Origin of the sequence: Streptomyces sp. NPDC127119 (genome assembly GCF_042677425.1) — a bacterium.
GTDB lineage: Bacteria > Actinomycetota > Actinomycetes > Streptomycetales > Streptomycetaceae > Streptomyces.
In genome coordinates this window covers 31,054-50,947 of sequence record NZ_JBHXTO010000058.1, presented here as the reverse complement: position 1 = coordinate 50,947, position 19,894 = coordinate 31,054, and the positions used below count along the sequence as shown (strand labels likewise).

Sequence of the window (19,894 nt, the reverse complement as noted above, 5' to 3'; positions counted from 1 at the left end):
ACCTGGCAGCGCGGCCCCGAGCACGGTCACGCCTGGCACGACACCTGGGTCGACATGGGCGGAACCGCACAAGGACGCCCCACCGTCCTCGTCGGCCGCGACGGAGGCATGGTCCTCTTCACCCGCGGCACCGACAACGCCCTCCACCACCGCTGGCAGACCGGCACCGGCGGCCCCTGGTCCGACTGGAACCCCCTCGGCGGACAGCTCACCAGCGACCCCGCCGTGGTCCTCAACCCCAGCGGTGATCTCTCCGTCTTCGGACGGGACGCGCGCGGCCGGGTCACCCACACCTGGCAGCGGGGCCCCGAGCACGGTCATGCCTGGAACGAGAGCTGGGTCGACATGGAGGGCAGCCTCGCCGCCGATCCCGACGCGTCCGCGGTCACCGGCGTACTCGCGGCTCCCCGTACCCCGGCCGAGGCCCCGGCGGCGGCCCGCCCCGCCCCGTAAACCGTCCGCCCCAGGATCAGGAGCCCCAGGATGGCGTGCCACATCCCGCCCCACCACGATCTCGACGTGACCAGGGCCGTCTACCTCGTCGGCCGCGAACTCCAGGTCTCGGACAAGGTGATGCTCGCCGGTTTCGAGGCCGGCTGGGTCGAGTCGCACATGAACAACCTCGACTGCGGCGACCGCGACTCCCTCGGCGTCTTCCAGCAACGGCCCAGTCAGGGCTGGGGAACCCCGGAGCAGATCAGGCACGTACCGTACGCGGCCCGGCAGTTCTTCGTCCGCGCCGTACGGGTCGAGGAGCAGTCGCCGCAGCTCACCGCGGGGCAGACGGCCCAGAAGGTGCAGCGTTCGGCCTTCCCGGAGCGGTACGACCAGGTCGCGGACAAGGCCCGCGCTCTCCTCGACGAGGCCAGGGAGGCCGCGGGCACGCCCGCGGTGCCCGCCCCGCGTGTCAGCACCGGGGTTCCGTCGGTCGTGGACCACGGCTCGGGGATGGCCGTCTTCGGCGTGGACGACACGGGAGGGGTGTTTCACCGCTGGCAGAACGAGCCCGGCGGTCCGTGGTCGGGCTGAACTGCTGCGTCCGAAAACGCCGGACGGGCTGAAGAATCGCGGCCCGTCCGCGAAATCTTCAGCCCGTCCGGCGTCCGAGGACCGGGGGTCCGGGGGCAGCGCCCCCGCCCTCCTACTCCCCTTCCTTCTCCAGCGCCGCCAGCGCCGGGTCCAGCACGATGTCCGCGTCGCGGGCCTCCGTCGTCGGGTCCTCCGGGAAGTGGCAGGCCGTCAGATGGTTCTCACGGTTGCCGGAGATCTGCACGAGCGGCGGCTCGGTCGTCGCGCACTTGTCCTGCGCCTTCCAGCAGCGCGTACGGAAGCGGCAGCCGGACGGCGGGTGGATCGGCGAGGGGACGTCGCCGGAGAGCCGGATGCGCTCCCGGTCCTCGGTCTCGTCGTCGAGCGTCACCTCGGGGACGGCCGACAGCAGGGCGTGCGTGTACGGGTGACGGGGCCGGTTGTAGATGGAGTCGCGGTCGCCGACCTCCACCACCTTGCCCAGGTACATCACCGCGAGGCGCTGCGAGAAGTGCCGGACGATCGCCAGGTCGTGGGCGATGAAGAGGAAGGCGATGCCCATCTCTTCCTGGACCTTCTGGAGAAGGTTCACGACCTGTGCCTGGATCGACACGTCCAGGGCCGACACGGGCTCGTCCGCGACGATCAGCTTCGGGTTCAGGGACAGCGCGCGGGCCACGCCGATGCGCTGGCGCTGACCGCCGGAGAACTCGTGCGGGAAGCGGTTGTAGTGCTCGGGGTTGAGCCCGACCAGCTCCAGCAGCTCACGGACGCGCTTCTCGATGCCGCCCTTCGGGTTGATCCCGTTGACCTCCATCGGCGACTTGATGATGGTGCCGACGGTTTGCCGCGGGTTCAGCGAGGAGTACGGGTCCTGGAAGATCATCTGGATCTCGGACCGTACGGGCGCCATCTGCCGGCGCGAGGCGTGCGTGATGTCCTGACCCGCGTACGTGACCTTGCCGGCCGTCGGCTCAAGGAGCCGGGTGATGAGCCGGCCGGTCGTCGACTTGCCGCAGCCGGACTCGCCGACCAGGCCGACGCTCTCGCCGACTCCGACGGTCAGGTCGACCCCGTCGACGGCCTGCACGGCTCCGACCTTGCGCTTGATCGGGAAGCCGCCGTAGATCGGGAAGTGCTTCGTCAGGCCCTCGACGGAGAGCAGCGTCTCGGCTGTTCCGTCCACCGGGCCCTGCGGCTTCGGCAGGGTGAGTTTGTCGCTCATGAGTCGTTCTCCCTAGCCCAGCCGGGGCTTGATCTGCTCGATGAAAAAGGTCGACTTCTGCGCGTCGTCCAGGTGACAGGCGGCGCCGCGGCCCGCGGCCAGCTCCGGCCGCTCGGTGGAGCAGCGGTTGCCGCCGACCTCGGACGTGAAGCCGCACCGGGGGTGGAACGGGCAGCCCGACGGCGGGTTCAGCAGGCTGGGCGGGGACCCCGGGATCGGGGTGAGCGCCTGCGCCGTGTCACCGCCGAGTCGCGGCATGGAGCTCAGCAGGCCCCAGGTGTACGGGTGCTGGGGCGCGCGCAGTACCTCGCGGACGCTGCCGCGTTCCACGGCCCGGCCCGAGTACATCACCAGCAGGTCGTCGGCCATCTTGGAGATGACGCCGAGGTCGTGGGTGATGAAGATGATCGCCGAGCCGAACTCCTGCTGGAGGTCCTTGAGCAGGTCCAGGATCTGGGCCTGCACGGTCACGTCCAGAGCCGTGGTCGGCTCGTCCGCGATGAGCAGGTCCGGGTTGCAGATCAGCGACATCGCGATCATCGCGCGCTGGCGCATACCGCCGGAGAACTGGTGCGGGTAGTCCTCGAAGCGCATCGCGGGCTGCGGGATGCCGACCTTGTCGAGCATCTCGATGGCGCGCAGCTTCGCCTCCTTCTTGGAGGCGCCGGTGTGCTTCATGAAGGGCTCCGCGATCTGCCGGCCCACCGTGTAGTACGGCGAGAGCGCGGTCAGCGGGTCCTGGAAGATCATCGCGACCTTGTTGCCGCGAAGCTTCTCCATCTCCTTCTCGGTCGCGGTGACCAGTTCCTTGCCGTCGAGGACGATCTCACCCTCGACGGTGGCGGTCTTGGGGTTGTGCAGTCCGAGGACGGTCAGGTTGGTGACGGACTTGCCCGATCCCGACTCCCCCACGATGCCGAGCGTCTTGCCGCGCTCGACGTCGAAGGAGAGCCCGTCGACGGCCTTCACGATGCCGTCCTCTGTGGAGAACCGCACCCGCAGGTCGCGGACCGAGAGGAAGGCCTCCGGCCCGCTCGGGGCCCTCTCGCCTTCGGTCTTGGTCAGTGTGGTCACGGTATTTCTCCTAGGCGAGGCGCACGCGCGGGTCGATGTAGGCGTAGGCGAGGTCCACGACGATGTTCAGGATCAGGATGAAGAAGGCGCCGAACAGCATGACGCCCATCGTCAGCGGAAGGTCCTTGGTCAGCGAGCCCTCGACCGCGAGACGCCCGATACCGGCGAGGTCGAAGGTGAACTCCGTGACCACGGCGCCCGACAGGAGCGCGCTGAGGTCCATGCCGATGATCGTGACGATCGGGATGAGTGAACCGCGCCAGGCGTAGCGGAAGAAGACGTAGCTCTGCCGCATGCCCTTGGCTCGCGCGGTTCTGACGTGCTCCTCCTGGAGCTGCTCGATCATCGTCGAGCGTGCCATACGGGTGTACTGGGCGGTGAAGATCGTGGCCATCACGGCCCACGGGATCAGCATTCCCATGAACCAGCTGCCGGGGTTGTCCGTGAAGGACACGTACTTGGGGCTCTCCAGCCAGCCGGTGTTGTAGACGAGGAGGCTGAGGACGATGGGGCCCAGGAAGTAGATCTGGAACGAGCTGAGCACCATCGAGGAGCCGCTGACGACCTTGTCGAGGGCGGTACCGCGCTTCCAGGCCGCCATCAGACCCGTACCGAGGCCGAACAGCAGGAAGATCACCAGGCCGCCGATGGTCAGCGAGAGCGTCAGCGGGAAGCGGTCCATGATGGAGTCCCACACGAAGTCGCCGCTGTCGAACGAGACACCCAGGCACGGGGCGGCGCAGTGTCCCTGCGGGAAGTCCCGGCCGGACACGATGCCCATCATGAATTCCCAGAACTGGGTGGTGATGGGCTTGTCCAGGCCGAGGTTCTCGCGGATGACCGCGATGTTCTCGGGGGAGCAGTTCTTGCCGCAGGACAGCTGCGCGAAGTCCTGGGGGATCGTATAGAACAGGAAGAACGTGAAGGCGCCGATCAGGAACATGATCACGACGGCGCCGCTCAGCCTGCGGATGAGGAACTGAAGCATGGCGGGTGGGTGCTCTCTTCGAAACGCGGCGGCAGGAGGGGGATACCGACCGCGGGGGTGCGCTCCGCCTGGCGCACACCCCCGCGGATCAGCCGAGCATGGGTGTTACGGCTGCTTCAGGAACAGGTCGTTGATGTCGATGTAGCTCGACTCCGTGCTGAACCGGGCGCCACCGATGTTCGAACCGTAGAGCTGCATCTGCTTCGAGTAGTAGACCGGGGCGCTGGGGTTGGTGTCCTCCACGATGCGGTGGTGGGCCTCTTCCCAGGTCTTGGCGGCTGCCTCGGGCTCCTCGGTCACGGCCTTCTTGATGAGGTCGTTGACCTTCGGGTCGTTGATGTGCGAGTAGTTCGGCGCACCGTCGGCGATCAGGTCACCGTCGTAGACGGGCGTGATGACCGTGGACGGCGACGGCCAGTCCTGGCCCCAGCCGGTCATGTACAGGTCGTACGGGTTCTTGAGCTTGCCGACCTGCTCGTAGAAGGTCGCGCGGTCGATCTCCTTGGCCTGGACATCGAAGCCGAGCTTGTTCAGCGCGTCCTTGATGATGACCATCTGGGCCTGGCCGCGGGGGGTGTTGGAGTAGGCGTAGCTGAGCTTGGTGCCCTCCTTGAAGCCCGCTTCCTTCAGCAGCTCCTTGGCCTTCGCCGGGTCACCGTTGGGCTTCTTCAGCTTGCCGAACGGGTCGTACTTCGGGTCGAAGCCGGGCAGGGTCGGGGCCAGCAGACCACCCGCGACCTCACCGCCGTACCGGCCGCCGTCCGCCTGCACCATGGACTGGTTCGGGATCGCGTAGGTGATCGCGTCCCGGATCTTCTTGTCCTTCATCTGGGCGCTGTCGAGGTTGAAGCTCAGGGCCCAGACGTAGACCTGGTAGCCCTGGATGGTGCGCTTCTTGGCGTCGGCGTTGCCGATGACCGTCGACAGCTGCGCCGGGTCCACCGAGTCGGTGAACTGGATGGCGTTGGCGGCCTCGCCCTTGTCGGCGATCAGACGCTTGGTCTGGCTGGCCTGGTCGATGGTGTTGGTGAAGTTGTAGCCGTCGACGTACTGGTGGCGCACCGAGTCCGTCTTCTCGTCCCACTGCTCGTTCTTGACGAGCTTGAGGGACTTGCCGGCCTTGTACTCGGCGATCTTGTACGGGCCGAGGGAGGCGGGGGCCTTGTCGTACTTCTCCTTCGTGTCCTGCTTCTCGGGCACGATGGCGTAACCGGCCATGGCCAGGGCCTGCGGGAGGTCCGGCTGGGCGGTCTTGAAGTGGAAGACGACCGTTTTGTCGTCCGGGGTCTCAAGGACCGAGTCCGGCAGGTGCTTGCCCTTGTAGGGGCCGTCCGGCAGCGCCTTGCGGTAGTCGGAGCCCGAGAGCCAGGTCTGGACATAGGTCGGACCGTCGAAGATCACCTTCGAGTACTGCCGCTCGATGGTGTGCCGGACGTCCTTGGACGTGATGACGTTGCCGTCCTCGTCCTTGACGTCGTCCTTCAGGGTGTACGTCCAGGTCTTGCCGCCCTCGGACGACTTGCCCGAGTCGGTGGCGATGTCGCCGACGACGGTCAGGTTGCCCTTCGCGTCCTCCTGGAAGTTCGTCAGACCGCGGTGGATCAGGTTGGCGAACTGGCCGGCGTCACTGACGTAGATCTGGCCCGGGTCCATGTGGGACAGGTCGGACTGCTGGTAGACGTTGATCGTGCCACCGGACTTGGCCCCGGCCACCGCCTCGGCCGGACCGGTCGACGCCTGCGCGTCACCGTAGGCGACGGGCTTCGACTGCGCCTTGGCGTCCTCCTTGGACTTGGAGTCGTCCTTGCCGCTGTCCTTGCCGCTGTCGCTGCAGCCGGTCAGTGCCAGCGATCCCGCCGCTACCGCGACGGTTATGGCGCGGACGGTGCGCATTCTTATCGGGTTCATGATTCCGATGACCTACCTGTCGATAGTTGTCCACGAGTGCTGCCTGACGGTCCGGACGAGCCGGAACGGGGGTGGCAGCCCCCCCACCACCAATGGACGTTTAGCGTCCGGTCTTGGGGTCGAATGCGTCCCGGACGGAGTCGCCGAGAAGATTGAAGGCGAGCACGAAGACCACCATCGCGATGCCCGGGAAGAACATGAACATCGGGTCCTGCTCGTAGATCCCGGCGCCGATGGCGAACATCCGGCCCCAGTCCGGTGTCGGCTCGACGAAGCCCACACCGACGTAGCTGAGGAACGCGATCGAGAGGATCGCGCTGGGCAGCATGTACGTGCCCTGCACCAGGATCGGCGTGACGATGTTCGGCAGGATCTCCTTGCGCACGATACGCGCCGGAGAGGCACCCGAGACCTTCGCCGCCTCCACGAACTCCCGCTCCCGCAGGGAGAGTACGGAGCTGCGCACCAGACGGGCCATGCCCATCCAGCCGAGGAACCACATCACCAGGATGATCGCCACCGCACGCAGATAGGTGGGGGTCTCGTCCGTCGGGGAGACGAACATCGCGGTGACGACCGGCATGAAGGCGATGAAGAACAGCTGCTGCGGGAAGGCCAGGAAGAAGTCGGTGATCCGGCCCAGCCAGTAGTCGACCTTGCCGCCGAAGTAGCCGCTGATCATGCCGAGGACGACACCCGTGACCACGCTGAACACCGTGACGAGCACGGCCATGTAGAGCGAGGTGCGCATGCCGTACAGCAGCATGGTGAACACGTCGCGGCCCAGCTTGGGCTCGACGCCGAACCAGAAGTCGGAGGACATGCCGCCGAAGGATCCGGTGGGCATGGCGAAGTCGTCGAGCAGGAAGGGGTAGTCGGGCTCCTGCGCGTACAGCGTGTAGGGGTCCTTGCCGTACAGGGACGAGATGACCGGGGCGAGGGCGGCGACCGCGAAGAAAAAAATCACCACGCACGCGGAGATGACTCCGGTACGGTCTCGCTTGAAGCGATGCCACATGAGCTGCCCGGGGGAACGGCCTTCGAGCTGCTCGGCCTCGGCGGGCTCGGCGTTCGACGCGAGCTCGGGGTCCAAGGCCGCCGACGGCCCGGAGCCCTCGGCCTTGGTTGGACTGGTCATCTTTGTTCTTCCCCCGGGGGATGGAGAGTTGAGCGCAGCACAGATACCGGCAGGTTCTGTGGTTTCAGGGAACTTTCACCAAGTGGGTCAACGCGCGTCAAGGGCGGAAGACATAGGGATCTCCCTACCGTCGAAATTTTGAGCAAAAATTGCAGAGAATGACACCTACGCGCGCTTGACAGGTGAGATGAGATTCCGGCGAATCGGTCATCTACTGCGAAAATTTCGTTTACGTGTCCGAAACTTGATTGGGCATTGACCGATATGCGAACGCCGCCGCATCCTTTACGCCGTTGTCCGAACTGAGCCGTTTTTTCGGCCCGCGGACAGGCCCGTGTCCGGGTACGCCGAAGGCCCGGCTCCCCGCCGTGCGGAGGGCCGGGCTCTTCTCGAACCGTCGGCGGGACCCCTGAAGGGCCCTCAGAGGCCCCGGAAGCGTGCTCCCGGGGCCCGCGGGGGCAGGGTCAGCCGTGCTTGGCGCGGCTCGCGGCGCGACCGCGCTCACGGGCGTCCAGGTTGACCTTGCGGATGCGCACGGCCTCCGGGGTCACCTCGACGCACTCGTCGTCGCGGCAGAACTCCAGCGACTGCTCGAGCGAGAGCTTGCGCGGCGGGACGATCGCCTCGAACGAGTCGGCCGCGGCCGACCGCATGTTGGTGAGCTTCTTCTCCTTGGTGATGTTCACGTCCATGTCGTCGGCGCGCGAGTTCTCACCGACGATCATGCCCTCGTACACCTCGGTGCCGGGCTCGGTGAAGAGCACACCGCGCTCCTGGAGGTTCGTCATCGCGAACGCGGTGACGGCGCCCGAGCGGTCGGCGACCAGCGAACCGTTGTTACGGGTCGTCAGCGTGCCGAACCACGGCTCGTGGCCCTCGTGGATCGAGTGGGCGATGCCCGTGCCGCGCGTCCCGGTCAGGAACTCCGTACGGAAGCCGATGAGACCGCGGGACGGCACGACGAACTCCAGCCGGACCCAGCCCGAGCCGTGGTTCGACATGTTGTCCATCCGGCCCTTGCGGACGCCCATGAGCTGCGTGACCGCGCCCATGTGCTCCTCGGGCACGTCGATCGTCATGCGCTCGACCGGCTCGTGGGTCTTGCCGTCGATCTGCTGCGTGACCACCTGCGGCTTGCCGATGGTCAGCTCGAAGCCCTCACGGCGCATCTGCTCGACCAGGATGGCCAGCGCCAGCTCACCGCGGCCCTGCACCTCCCAGGCGTCGGGGCGCTCGGTGTCGAGGACCCGCAGCGAGACGTTACCGATCAGCTCGCGGTCCAGACGGTCCTTGACCTGCCGGGCGGTGACCTTGCGGTCCTTGACCACGGCCTTGGCGTCCGCGCCCTTGCCGGTCGCGCCGCGGCCGACCATCGGGGAGGTGTTCGTGCCGATGGTCATCGAGATGGCCGGCTCGTCCACCGTGATGAGCGGCAGCGCGATCGGGTTCTCGGGGTCGGCGAGGGTCTCGCCGATCATGATGTCCGGGATACCGGCGACGGCACAGATGTCACCGGGGCCCGCCTTCTCGGCGGGCTTGCGGGTGAGCGCCTCGGTCATCAGCAGCTCGGTGATGCGGACGCTCGACATGCTGCCGTCACGCTTGATCCACGTGACCGTCTGGCCCTTGCGCAGCTCGCCCTGCTCGACGCGGAGCAGCGCGATACGGCCGAGGAAGTTGTCCGCGTCCAGGTTGGTGACGTGCGCCTGGAGCGGGGCCTCCTCGTCGTAGGACGGGGCCGGGACGTGCGACAGGATCGTGGAGAAGAAGGGCTCCAGGCTGTCGCTGTCGGCCGGGACCGTGCCGTTCTCCGGCTTGGTCAGCGACGCGACGCCGTCACGGGCGCACGCGTAGACGATCGGGAACTCGATCTGCTCCTCGTCGGCGTCCAGGTCGAGGAAGAGGTCGTACGCCTCGTTCACGACCTCGTCGATGCGCGAGTCGGGGCGGTCCGTCTTGTTGATGCACAGGATGACGGGCAGGCGGGCCTGCAGCGCCTTGCGCAGCACGAAGCGGGTCTGGGGCAGCGGGCCCTCGGAGGCGTCGACCAGGAGGACGACCGCGTCCACCATCGACAGACCGCGCTCGACCTCACCACCGAAGTCGGCGTGGCCGGGGGTGTCGATGATGTTGATGGTGATGACGTCGCCGCCATCCTTCGGGTGGTACTTCACCGCCGTGTTCTTGGCCAGGATCGTGATGCCCTTCTCACGTTCCAGGTCGTTCGAGTCCATCATGCGGTCGTCGAGCGACTCGGCGGCGTGCGCGGCGAAGGCACCGGCCTGCTTGAGCATGGCGTCGACCAGGGTGGTCTTGCCGTGGTCGACGTGGGCGACGATGGCGACGTTGCGGATGTCGTGGCGCGTGGCCATATTGAGGCGCTTCTCCCGGAGTGAGGTTACGGCCATCCGCTTCGCGGGGCCCTGCCGGGCTGAAACGTGCCACGGCCTTACCCCCATGGTACGGGTGCGCTGCCACTGGGGCTTCGCGGGCTGGTTCGGTCGGCTCTCACAGCGCGGGCCGGTGGGGGTCGATCGCGCAGTTCCCCGCGCCCCTGACGGGGCCGGGGAATCGCCTTCACCTGCGGGTTCAGCTCTTTTTGAGGAAACCCATGTCCTCGTAGAGCGGGGTCTGGAAACCGAATGCTCCCGCGTTGGCCAGACCGTTGCGGGACGCCGTCAGCTGGGGGCGCTGGTAGAGGGGGATCGAGGCCGCGGCGGCCCAGATGCGGGCGTCCGCCTTGCGGACCAGGGAGCGGGACTCGTCCGCGTCCAGTTCGCCGACGGCCTGGTCGAAGAGCTGGTCCACCTGGTCGGTGCCGACCCGGGTGAAGTTCTGCTCGACGTTCAGGGAGCCGTCCGCCGCCGGGACCGGCTTGGCGTAGATCGGGCGGGCGTCGGTCGCGGGGAACGCGGACGCGGGCCAGGAGTACAGCGCCAGGTCGTACTGGCCCGAGGCGATGTGATCCTTGAAATAGCTGTCGTCGGCGACCTTGGAGATCTCCGTACGGATGCCGACGCGGTCCAGCATCCGGGCGATCCGCTCCCCGACCGCCCGCAGCGACTGGGATCCGGGGCCCGAGGGGAGCACGAACCGCAGCGACAGCGGCTTGCCGTTCCTGGCGAGCGGCCCCACGGCCGCCGGGCCGGGGGCGCGGGTGCCCCTGGGCGCGTACGCCCCCGGGGCGCCGCCGGGCTTGAGCTGCTGCTTCCCGTCCTGGGCGAGGTGCTTCTCCGCCCCGCTCGCCCCGTCCCGCTTCCTGGGCGCGAGCACGGTGGGGCTCTCGTCGTCCGCGGGCTTGTCGTCCGTCCCGCCGACGATGTACGTGCCGTCGTCCCCGGTGCCGTCCGCCTCGTCCGTGTCCTTGGCGTCCTTGGAGTGCTTGGCGTCCTTGGCCTTCTTGTCCTTGGCCTCCTTCGAGGCCTCCGCGCCCGCCCCCTTCTTGGGCTTCTTCTCCTTGACGGAGCCGCCCGCCACCCATCCGGCGTCGGAGAGCAGGGCCTGCGCCTCCCCGGTGTCCTGGTCGCCGAGCGCTCCGCTGTTGTCGGCGTACGCCTGCTGTCCGGCGAGCGCGAGGTGGCTGCCGACCGGCTCGGCGGGCAGGCCGAGCGGCTCAAGGACGGCCTTGGCCAGCTCCTTGCGGTCGAGGGCGCGGGCCACGGCCCGGCGGACGCGTTCGTCGGCGAGCGGGCCCTCGGAGCCGTTCAACGCGAGCTGGGTGAAGGCCGGTTCGAGGGACTTGCGGACCACGTAACCGCGCAGGGCGGACTGCTGGCCGGTGTACTTCGCCACGGCTTTGGCGCGCTTCTTGCGGGCCGTGGTCTCCTTGTCGGCCGCCTCCTCGTCGGAGCCGTGCGCGATCGCCCAGGAACGCAGCGCCCGGCCCGGGGTGAGGGCGGCGCCGGGCCCATGGGTGAGGGGCGCGCCCCGGCCGCCCGTCGTCTCCCGGGCGGCGGACGTGATCCGGTGGGCCTCGGTCGCGTCGATCTCGGCCAGGTCGAGTCGGCCGCCGGCCAGCGCCGCGGCACGCTTCTCGCGGGGCACGGCCCGCAGGACCAGCTCGGAGAGCTTGGCGGGCCGCCCCCACCAGCGGGGGTTGCGCTTGAGGGTGACGTCGCCCGCCTTGCGGTCGACCGTGTCGACGGAGAAGGGGCCCGCGGTGACCTTCAGCCTGCGGCGGGCGCTGTCGTTGAAGGTGTCCGGGGTGCCCATGACGTCCTTCGGGTACAGCGGCGAGAAGAGGGACTGCCAGTCCGCGTACGGCTTCTTGAAGGTGACCCGCACCTCCAGGTCGTTCTTGCCGCGTTCGATCTTCTCGATGCGGTCGTAGCCGGCGTTGCGGGCGGTCCAGTACGCGGTGTCCTTGCCGGACAGGGCGCGCCACTGCGCGGCGAAGTCCGCGGCGCCGATCTCGCGGCCGTCGCTCCAGACGGCCTGCTGGTTGAGCTTGTAGAGCACCACCTGCCGGGGCTCGCGATCGACGATCTTCGCGCTCTCCAGATAGTCGGGGTTGCGCCGGGGGTGGCCGTTCGCGTCGAGCCGGTACAGGGAGGGCAGTACGGCGCCGGCGACCCGGGAGGTGGCGGCGTCCGCGTCCGCCTGGAAGGTGTTGAGGGTCTCGGGGACGTTGTCCACGGCCCAGTGCAGGGTGCCGCCGTCGGCGATCCGATCGCGCTTCGCGGACGCGATGTCCTGGGCGGCGGCGGGCTTGCCCGCCTCGTCCTGCTCACTGCACCCGGCGAGAGCGGGCACCGCGAGGACGCCCGCCGTGAGGAACGCTACCGAGCGCGTCACCGCGCGCAGTCCGACGCCGTCGTGGGACATGACTGGTACCTCCGGGGGGCCGCTCCACGGGTGAACACGGGTGGTCTGATCACGTATGGCGGTATTTGGAGTTGATCAGATCTATGCGGCCACTGAAGAGGAAAGGTTCCGGCACCGGGCGGCAACACGGCGACGGGCCGGGGGAAGCCCACCCGTGCGGCGCAATGCTCCGGGCCCGCGCGCCGGAGCGGGCCCGGTACCCGCACGCCCCCGGAGGGCTTCTGCCGGATCTTCCCAATCCATGCACGTCCCTTCCCACCAGCCGGTGTGACGCGCGACACTCGCAGGCGCATGAACGTTGCCGCCTTGGGCCGATGGGCCCGCGGAAGTGAGGGCAAGTCATGTCCGTGCACGACGAACTGACGTCAGTCCAGCGCTGCCTCGACGACCTGGTGAGGTCCGTGAAGCGCCTGGAACAGCAGGTGGACGGTGGCGGCCTGGAGATGCGCAGGGTGCGCACCGACGCCGATCACCTGCGCGAGAGCGTGGCACTGCTGCGCGAGGCCGCACCCGGTCTCGTCAGGCCCAAGCGCCCCGACCTCGTGTCCATCCCCGACACCCCGTACGACACGACCCTGTGGACGGACTCCGACGACGAGGGTCTCGGCGCCCGCGACCGCCACGCACCCTGATCCCGACCGGAGCTCTCCTTGGCCACTGGTACGGAACCCCAAATGAAGAGCGGCGGCGTACGCAACGGTACGCGCGCCGCGATCACCGCCCCGCATCTGCGGACCGACCGCTGGTGGCTGGCGCCCGCCGCGACGGCGGCCGGGCTGCTGGCCTTCGTCGTCTACTCGACGTGGCGGGCGTTCTCGAACAGCGACTACTACGCCGCCCCGTACGTCTCGCCGTTCTACTCGCCGTGTCTGGCGGAGAACTGCGTGCCGATGAGGAACGGGCCCAACTGGGAGATCTTCGGCAGCTGGTGGGGCCTGTCCCCCGCCCTGCTCGTGCTGATCTTCCCGCTCGGCTTCCGGCTGACCTGCTACTACTACCGCAAGGCCTACTACCGGGGCTTCTGGGCCTCACCGCCGGCCTGCGCGGTCGCCGAGCCGCACAAGAAGTACTCCGGTGAGACGCGTTTCCCGCTGATCCTCCAGAACATCCACCGCTACTTCTTCTACGCGGCGGTACCGGTCGCCGGGATCCTCACGTACGACACGGTCCTCGCCTTCCGGAACGAGGACTACGAGTGGGGCCACATGGGGCTCGGCACGCTCGTGTTCCTGGTCAACATCACGCTGATCTGGGCGTACACCCTCTCGTGCCACTCCTGCCGGCACATCGTCGGCGGCAAGCTCAAGCACTTCTCCAGGCATCCCGTGCGCTACCGGGCCTGGCAGCTGGTGGGCCGGCTGAACGCACGTCACATGCAGCTCGCCTGGGCGTCGCTGGTGAGCGTGGCACTCGCCGACTTCTACGTGTACCTGGTCGCGTCCGGCGTCTTCGACGACCCGACCTTCTTCTAACAGACAAAAGGTGCTTCAGATGTCCGTGGTCGACCGGCAGGAGTGGGACGTCGTCGTGGTCGGTGCCGGAGGAGCCGGCCTGCGCGCGGCGATCGCGGCGCGGGAACGCGGCGCGCGTACGGCCGTCATCTGCAAGTCGCTGTTCGGCAAGGCGCACACCGTGATGGCCGAGGGCGGCATCGCCGCGGCCATGGGCAACGTCAACTCGGGCGACAACTGGCAGGTCCACTTCCGCGACACCATGCGCGGCGGCAAGTTCCTCAACCAGTGGCGGATGGCCGAGCTGCACGCCCAGGAGGCCCCCGACCGCGTGTGGGAGCTGGAGACCTGGGGCGCCCTCTTCGACCGTACGCACGACGGGCGCATCTCCCAGCGCAACTTCGGCGGGCACGAGTACCCGCGGCTCGCGCACGTCGGCGACCGTACGGGCCTGGAGCTGATCCGCACGCTCCAGCAGAAGATCGTGTCGCTCCAGCAGGAGGACTTCAAGGAGACCGGCGACTACGAGTCACGCCTGAAGGTCTTCCAGGAGTGCACGGTCACCCGGATCCTGAAGGACGGCAGCAGGGTCGCCGGGACCTTCTGCTACCAGCGGGAGTCCGGCCGCTTCTTCGTCCTGGAGGCACCCTCGGTCGTGGTCGCCACCGGCGGCATCGGCAAGTCCTTCAAGGTGACGTCGAACTCGTGGGAGTACACGGGCGACGGGCACGCGCTGGCGCTGCTCGCCGGGGCGCCCCTGCTCAACATGGAGTTCGTGCAGTTCCACCCGACGGGCATGGTCTGGCCGCCGTCCGTGAAGGGCATCCTCGTCACGGAGTCGGTGCGCGGGGACGGCGGGGTGCTCAGGAACTCCGAGGGCAAGCGGTTCATGTTCGAGTACATCCCGGACGTCTTCAAGGAGAAGTACGCCCAGTCCGAGGAGGAGGGCGACCGCTGGTACGAGGACCCGGACCACAACCGGCGCCCGCCCGAACTGCTCCCCCGGGACGAGGTGGCACGGGCCATCAACTCCGAGGTCAAGGCGGGCCGCGGCTCCCCGCACGGCGGAGTCTTCCTCGACGTCTCCACCCGGATGCCCGCCGAGGTGATCAGGCGCCGGCTGCCGTCCATGTACCACCAGTTCAAGGAACTCGCCGACGTCGACATCACCGCCGAGGCGATGGAGGTCGGGCCGACCTGCCACTACGTGATGGGCGGCATCGCGGTCGAGTCGGACACCGCGGCGGCCCGCGGGGTGCCAGGGCTGTTCGCGGCCGGTGAGGTCGCGGGCGGGATGCACGGCTCCAACCGGCTCGGCGGGAACTCGCTCTCCGACCTGCTGGTCTTCGGGCGGCGGGCCGGACTGCACGCGGCGGAGTACGCCACCGGCCTCACCGGACCCGCCGGCGGGCGCCCCCTCGTGGACGTCCAGGTCGACGCCGCCGCCGCGGAGGCACTGCGGCCCTTCTCGGCCGAGGGTCCCGCGCCCGGCGAGCAGGAGGACGGCCGGCCGCCGGAGAACCCGTACACCCTCCACCAGGAACTCCAGCAGGCGATGAACGACCTCGTCGGCATCATCCGCCGGGAGGCCGAGATGGAGGCGGCCCTGGAGAAACTCGCGGACCTGCGGGTACGGGCCCGGCGGGCCGGGGTCGAGGGCCACCGGCAGTTCAACCCGGGCTGGCACCTCGCGCTCGACCTGCGCAACATGCTGCTCGTCAGCGAGTGCGTGGCCCGGGCCGCGCTGGAACGCACCGAGTCGCGCGGCGGCCACACCCGTGAGGACCATCCGGCGATGGACCGGGCCTGGCGGCGCGTGAACCTGCTCTGTCAGCTGACCGATCCCACCGGCGGCCTGGCGGCGACGGACCCGGTGCACGGCCAGATCGACCTCGTCCGGGAGACCACCGAACCCATCCGACCCGACCTGCTCGCTCTCTTCGAGAAGGAAGAGCTGGTCAAGTACCTCGCCGAAGAGGAGCTCTACGAGTGAGCAGCTATGAGGCCCGCTTCAAGGTGTGGCGCGGGGACGTCGGCGGCGGCGGCCTGGAGGACTTCGGGGTCGAGGTGAACGACGGCGAGGTGGTCCTCGACATCATCCACCGCCTCCAGGCGACCCAGGCCCCGGATCTCGCCGTGCGCTGGAACTGCAAGGCCGGCAAGTGCGGTTCGTGTTCGGCGGAGGTCAACGGCCGGCCGCGGCTGCTGTGCATGACCCGGATGTCGGTGTTCACCCGCGAGGAGACGATCACCGTCACCCCCCTGCGGGCGTTCCCGGTGGTCCGCGACCTCGTCACCGACGTCGGCTTCAACTACACGAAGGCGCGGGAGGTGCCCGCGTTCGTACCGCCGGAGGGCCTCGGGGCCGGTGAGTACCGGATGATGCAGGAGGACGTGGACCGGTCGCAGGAGTTCCGCAAGTGCATCGAGTGCTTCCTGTGCCAGGACACCTGCCATGTGGTGCGCGACCACGAGGAGAACAAGGCGGCCTTCGCCGGGCCGCGCTTCCTGATGCGGGTGGCGGAGCTGGACATGCATCCGCTGGACGCGGCGGACGACAACGGCCTGGACCGCAAGAAGACCGCGCAGGACGAGCACGGGCTCGGCTACTGCAACATCACCAAGTGCTGCACCGAGGTCTGCCCCGAGGGCATCAAGATCACGGACAACGCCCTGATCCCCCTCAAGGAACGCGCCGTCGACCGCAAGTACGACCCACTGGTCTGGCTGGGGTCGAAGATCGGCAGGCGTTCTTCGAAGGGGTGAGGTCCACGCGGCTCCGGCGGCCCGGAACGGACTCGGTCGGAACGGACTCGGTCAGAACAGGCTCGGTCAGAACAGGCTCAGCAGGGCCTCCGCCGGGTCCGCGAGGCTCGTTCCGCCGTTGGGCAGGGGCAGTTCGAACCACACCGTCTTGCCCCGGGGCGTGCGGCGCGAGCCCCAGGCGGCGCTGAGGAGCCCCACGAGCTGGAGCCCCCGGCCGCCCTCGTCGGTGTCGCGGGCCCGGCGGCGGCGCGGCTGGACGAGACCGGCGTCCCAGACCTCGCAGACCAGCGTGCGGTCGAGGAGGAGCCGCAGCCGGATCTCGCCCTCGCCGTAGCGCAGGGCGTTGGTGACCAGCTCGCTGACGAGCAGTTCGGCCGTGTCGACGAGCGGCTCCAGGTCCCAGCCGACCAGCTGGTTGCGGGCGAACTCGCGGGCGCGGCCCACGCTCCGGGGCTCGCGCGGCAGCGTCCAGTCGCCGACCGACTCGGCGGGCAGCCCCTGGACACGTGCCATCAGCAGCGCGATGTCGTCCTCGCCGTGATGGGTGTCGAGGGTGCTGAGGACGTGGTCGCAGACGTCCTCCAGCGGGGCCGAGGGGTCCGTGAGGGCGCCCACGAAGGCCTGCAGGCCCTCGTCCAGGGGGTGGTCGCGGGATTCGACGAGACCGTCCGTGTAGAGCGCCAGGAGGGCGCCCTCGGGGAGTTCGACCTCCACCTCCTCGAACGGCTCGCCGCCGACGCCCAAGGGCATGCCCGGCGGTACGTCGAGCATGAGCGCGCTCTCGCCGGGCTCGACCAGGACCGGCGGGAGATGGCCGGCGTTGGCGAACGTACAGCGGCGGGTCACGGAGTCGTAGACCGCGTACACGCAGGTGGCGAGGTACACCTCGGAGAGGTCGGCGTCCCGGGACTGGCGGGCACCGCGCGTAGATTGCTGGGTGCCGCCGGGTGTACCGAGTCCGCGGGCGATCTCGTCCAACGCGGAGAGCACTTCGGCCGGTTCGAGGTCGAGCAGGGCCAGCGTGCGTACGGCCGTGCGCAGTTCGCCCATCGCGACGGCCGCCCGCAGACCGCGGCCCATGACGTCGCCGACGACCAGCGCCGTGCGGTGACCGGGCAGTTCGATGACGTCGAACCAGTCGCCGCCGACCTCCGTCGCCGCGTTCCCCGGGAGGTAGCGGCAGGCGATGTCCAGGCCGGAGGCCTCCGGGTCGCCCGGGGGCAGCAGGGAGCGCTGGAGGATCAGGGCGCGTTCGTGCTCACGTCGGTACAGGCGCGCGTTGTCCATGCAGACGGCGGCCCGCGCGGCCAGTTCGACCGCCAGCGCCCGGTCGCGCTCCCCGAACGGCTCGCTGCCCTTCGTACGGGAGAACTGGACGATGCCGACGACCGTGTCGTGGGCGACCATCGGCACCGCGAGCGTGGACTGGATCAGCTCGCCCTCCTCGGCCGCGACGAACTGCGGCTTGGCGGTGCGCAGGGCGTCCGCGCAGGCGGAGTTGAAGGCGAAGCGGTGGACCGCGCCGACGCTCACGAGCTTGCGGCCACCGACGAAGGGCGCGTCGGACACGGCGCTGGCATAGGCCACCCGGCGCAGTTCGGCGCTGCCGTCGGCGAGGCCCGGCGGGGTCTCGTCACCGGCGAGCAGGCCTTGGTAGAGGTCGACGGAGGCCAGGTCGCAGAAGCCGGGGACGGCCACGTCGAGGAGTTCGCGGGCCGTGGTCTCCAGATCGAGCGAATTCCCTATACGCGCTCCCGCCTCGTTCAGGAGGGCGAGATTGCGCCGGGCCTGCGCGGCCTCACGAGCGGCCGCGCGGCGCGCGGTGATGTCGGTACCCAGCCACGCGATCCCGATCGCACGGCCCGAACCGCCGTGTACGCGATAGAGGTTGATGGACCAGTGGCGGCGCTCGGTGGAACCGGGCACGGTGCCCGTGACCAGCATCTCGGTGACGGAGTCGCCCGTCTCCAGGACCCGGCGCAGTATCGCCGAGACACGGTCGGTCTCACCCGGCGACAGATAGTCCTTCACCGTCCGGCCGCGGTGGTCGTCGACGGTGCCGCCGAAGGTCGAGGCGAACCGCTGGTTGGCGCGGCGAATCCGCAGGTCCGGGTCGATCAGGAGGAACCCGAAGGGAGATTGGCCGAAAATTGCCTGCGAGGCGGCGAGGTCGGTTTCGATGCTGCGGAGCGTGCGGACGTCCACCACGATGCACACGGCGGCCCGTTCGCCCTCCTCGGTGCGCGTCGGCATGACGTACACCTCGGCGAGTCCCTCGATGATCCGGCCACTGCCCCCCGGGTCGGGCAGCCGGAAGGGGACCACACCGGTCCACTCCCTGCCGTCGAGGACTTCGGCCATCTTCCGCTGGCCGAAGTCACGCCTGTCCTCGGCCAGGAAGGCCTCGATGGGGTCCATGCCCACGGCGCGGTCGGTCGAGATGCCGAAGAGCTGCTCGGCGCGCAGGCTCCACTGGTCGACGAGACCGTCGGGGCCGATCGAGAAGGAGGCGACCTTGATGTAGTCGTAGATCGATCCGGGCGGACTGCTCTGCCACACGACCTCACCGGACGAGTCGCCCGACGCCCCGTCCGGCACGCGGGCCGCCGTCCTGCCCGCCGCGGGCGTGGCGTCATCGCCTGTCGTCGCATCAGCCATCGCGCCGCCCGACGGATCCTCGGACTCCGTGGCCTTCGCTGGTATCTCGCTCACGCGAACCGTCCCCTCCAGCTCACCGCGCCCGGCACCGGTCACCGAAAGCGGCTGCCCGCAGTATCCAGCACTACGGAGCCGCACAACACGGTGTTCACGATCACAGCACGGTCCCGATGCTTTTAGGACCGGCTGCGACAAACACTCCCAGTCTTCTAACCACGTGGCACCCCGTCGAACCACCTACTCGGCCCGTCTCTCCACCCGAGACGGGCCGGACCGCCCGCAGACCGTGCCGAGGGGCCGGCGATCAGCCGGGGAGGGCCAGCTCGAACCACACCGTCTTGCCCGTTTCGCCTGGTCTGGTGCCCCAGCGGCGCGCGGCGTCCGCCACCAGTCGCAGCCCCCGGCCGGTCTCGTCGTCGGGTTGGGCGGAGCGCTCCCGGGGCGGGTCGGGCAGCGGGTCGGAAACCTCCACGAGCAGGGCGTCGAGAAGACCCGAGGGACGTACGAGGCGGACGCCGATGGGGCCGGTCGCGTGCCGCAGTGAATTGGTCACCAGCTCGCTGACCAGCAGCGTCGTCACATCGCTCAGGGCGTCGAGGCCCCAGGAGCGCAGTTGGCCGCGGACCACGGCACGGGCGGTCCTGACGGCGCCCGGCTCCGCGGGGAAGGTCCACTCGGCGACTTCGCCCTCGGTGTGAATCACGCGGCTCACTCCCAGGCCTACGTCGGACCATGTCCGATTTCATCGGGTTTACTGGCACATACCCGATATCCCGGGCGAAGTACCGCGCGCGAGGGCGTGCCGTGCCACGAACGGCGTACTCCGAGCCCGC

General features: G+C 69.0%; 14 protein-coding genes and 1 pseudogene. 6 read left to right on the top strand and 9 right to left on the bottom strand.

Translation table 11 applies throughout. The features are described from left to right. Both ACFVH5_RS23845 and ACFVH5_RS23840 read left to right on the top strand, forming a co-directional pair. A pseudogene (locus ACFVH5_RS23845) lies at positions 1-453 on the top strand (hypothetical protein); the annotation flags it as partial. Positions 454-483: 30 nt separating this feature from the next. Further along, a complete protein-coding gene (locus ACFVH5_RS23840; protein ID WP_385835687.1) occupies positions 484-1,029 on the top strand; it encodes a hypothetical protein in 546 nt (181 codons plus the stop codon). A 112-nt stretch (positions 1,030-1,141) separates the two neighbouring features. On the opposite strand, the gene ACFVH5_RS23835 is transcribed toward ACFVH5_RS23840, so the two are convergent. The 7 genes from ACFVH5_RS23835 to ACFVH5_RS23805 form a co-directional block, all read right to left on the bottom strand. Continuing rightward, positions 1,142-2,254 (bottom strand): ABC transporter ATP-binding protein, encoded by a 1,113-nt coding sequence (locus tag ACFVH5_RS23835; RefSeq protein ID WP_385835686.1) that lies wholly within the window; start codon positions 2,252-2,254, stop codon positions 1,142-1,144. 12 nt (positions 2,255-2,266) lie between these two features. Beyond that, positions 2,267-3,328, bottom strand: coding sequence for an ABC transporter ATP-binding protein (locus tag ACFVH5_RS23830; RefSeq protein WP_384804607.1), 1,062 nt, complete (start codon positions 3,326-3,328; stop codon positions 2,267-2,269). Positions 3,329-3,338: 10 nt separating this feature from the next. Continuing rightward, the gene (locus ACFVH5_RS23825) at positions 3,339-4,316 is read right to left on the bottom strand and encodes an ABC transporter permease (RefSeq protein ID WP_384804609.1); all 978 of its coding nucleotides are present in this window, start codon (positions 4,314-4,316) and stop codon (positions 3,339-3,341) included. A 105-nt stretch (positions 4,317-4,421) separates the two neighbouring features. Further along, positions 4,422-6,224 carry an ABC transporter substrate-binding protein gene (locus ACFVH5_RS23820; RefSeq protein WP_384804611.1) on the bottom strand — a complete coding sequence of 601 codons (1,803 nt, stop codon included), beginning with the start codon at positions 6,222-6,224 and terminating at the stop codon, positions 4,422-4,424. A gap of 100 nt (positions 6,225-6,324) precedes the next feature. After that, entirely contained in the window at positions 6,325-7,362 is a 1,038-nt protein-coding gene (locus ACFVH5_RS23815; protein WP_384804613.1) for an ABC transporter permease, read from the bottom strand. A gap of 464 nt (positions 7,363-7,826) precedes the next feature. Continuing rightward, positions 7,827-9,734, bottom strand: coding sequence for a translational GTPase TypA (typA, locus tag ACFVH5_RS23810; protein WP_384804615.1), 1,908 nt, complete (start codon positions 9,732-9,734; stop codon positions 7,827-7,829). A gap of 217 nt (positions 9,735-9,951) precedes the next feature. Beyond that, entirely contained in the window at positions 9,952-12,186 is a 2,235-nt protein-coding gene (locus ACFVH5_RS23805) for an ABC transporter family substrate-binding protein (RefSeq protein ID WP_385835685.1), read from the bottom strand. Positions 12,187-12,527: 341 nt separating this feature from the next. Here ACFVH5_RS23805 and ACFVH5_RS23800 point away from each other — a divergent pair, with 341 nt between their 5' ends. Genes ACFVH5_RS23800 through ACFVH5_RS23785 form a run of 4 tightly spaced genes read left to right on the top strand, consistent with a single transcriptional unit; the run spans position 12,528 to position 16,403 of the window. Continuing rightward, positions 12,528-12,818 carry a hypothetical protein gene (locus tag ACFVH5_RS23800; protein ID WP_384804619.1) on the top strand — a complete coding sequence of 97 codons (291 nt, stop codon included), beginning with the start codon at positions 12,528-12,530 and terminating at the stop codon, positions 12,816-12,818. An 18-nt stretch (positions 12,819-12,836) separates the two neighbouring features. Next, on the top strand, positions 12,837-13,658 hold the full coding sequence (locus tag ACFVH5_RS23795) for a hypothetical protein (protein WP_385835684.1): 822 nt from the start codon (positions 12,837-12,839) through the stop codon (positions 13,656-13,658). A gap of 19 nt (positions 13,659-13,677) precedes the next feature. Then, positions 13,678-15,630, top strand: coding sequence for a fumarate reductase/succinate dehydrogenase flavoprotein subunit (locus ACFVH5_RS23790; protein ID WP_385835683.1), 1,953 nt, complete (start codon positions 13,678-13,680; stop codon positions 15,628-15,630). Then, positions 15,627-16,403, top strand: a complete 777-nt coding sequence (locus ACFVH5_RS23785; protein WP_385835682.1) for a succinate dehydrogenase/fumarate reductase iron-sulfur subunit — start codon at positions 15,627-15,629, stop codon at positions 16,401-16,403. The genes ACFVH5_RS23790 and ACFVH5_RS23785 overlap by 4 nt, the downstream gene beginning before the upstream one ends. A gap of 66 nt (positions 16,404-16,469) precedes the next feature. Here the strand turns inward: ACFVH5_RS23785 and ACFVH5_RS23780 are convergent, their stop codons facing one another. Continuing rightward, the gene (locus tag ACFVH5_RS23780; protein WP_385835680.1) at positions 16,470-19,115 is read right to left on the bottom strand and encodes a SpoIIE family protein phosphatase; all 2,646 of its coding nucleotides are present in this window, start codon (positions 19,113-19,115) and stop codon (positions 16,470-16,472) included. Positions 19,116-19,365: 250 nt separating this feature from the next. Next, positions 19,366-19,773 carry an ATP-binding protein gene (locus ACFVH5_RS23775; protein WP_385835678.1) on the bottom strand — a complete coding sequence of 136 codons (408 nt, stop codon included), beginning with the start codon at positions 19,771-19,773 and terminating at the stop codon, positions 19,366-19,368. Between the last annotated feature and the right edge of the window lie 121 nt (positions 19,774-19,894).

Bases quoted from the DNA above. Each gene is read 5' to 3' on its own strand.
- ACFVH5_RS23820 (WP_384804611.1), bottom strand. From the start codon at position 6,224: ATGAACCCGATAAGAATGCGCACCGTCCGCGCCATAACCGTCGCGGTA.
- ACFVH5_RS23835 (WP_385835686.1), bottom strand. From the start codon at position 2,254: ATGAGCGACAAACTCACCCTGCCGAAGCCGCAGGGCCCGGTGGACGGA.
- typA (WP_384804615.1), bottom strand. From the start codon at position 9,734: ATGGCCACGCGCCACGACATCCGCAACGTCGCCATCGTCGCCCACGTC.
- ACFVH5_RS23840 (WP_385835687.1), top strand. From the start codon at position 484: ATGGCGTGCCACATCCCGCCCCACCACGATCTCGACGTGACCAGGGCC.
- ACFVH5_RS23825 (WP_384804609.1), bottom strand. From the start codon at position 4,316: ATGCTTCAGTTCCTCATCCGCAGGCTGAGCGGCGCCGTCGTGATCATG.
- ACFVH5_RS23790 (WP_385835683.1), top strand. From the start codon at position 13,678: ATGTCCGTGGTCGACCGGCAGGAGTGGGACGTCGTCGTGGTCGGTGCC.
- ACFVH5_RS23800 (WP_384804619.1), top strand. From the start codon at position 12,528: ATGTCCGTGCACGACGAACTGACGTCAGTCCAGCGCTGCCTCGACGAC.
- ACFVH5_RS23805 (WP_385835685.1), bottom strand. From the start codon at position 12,186: ATGTCCCACGACGGCGTCGGACTGCGCGCGGTGACGCGCTCGGTAGCG.
- ACFVH5_RS23815 (WP_384804613.1), bottom strand. From the start codon at position 7,362: ATGACCAGTCCAACCAAGGCCGAGGGCTCCGGGCCGTCGGCGGCCTTG.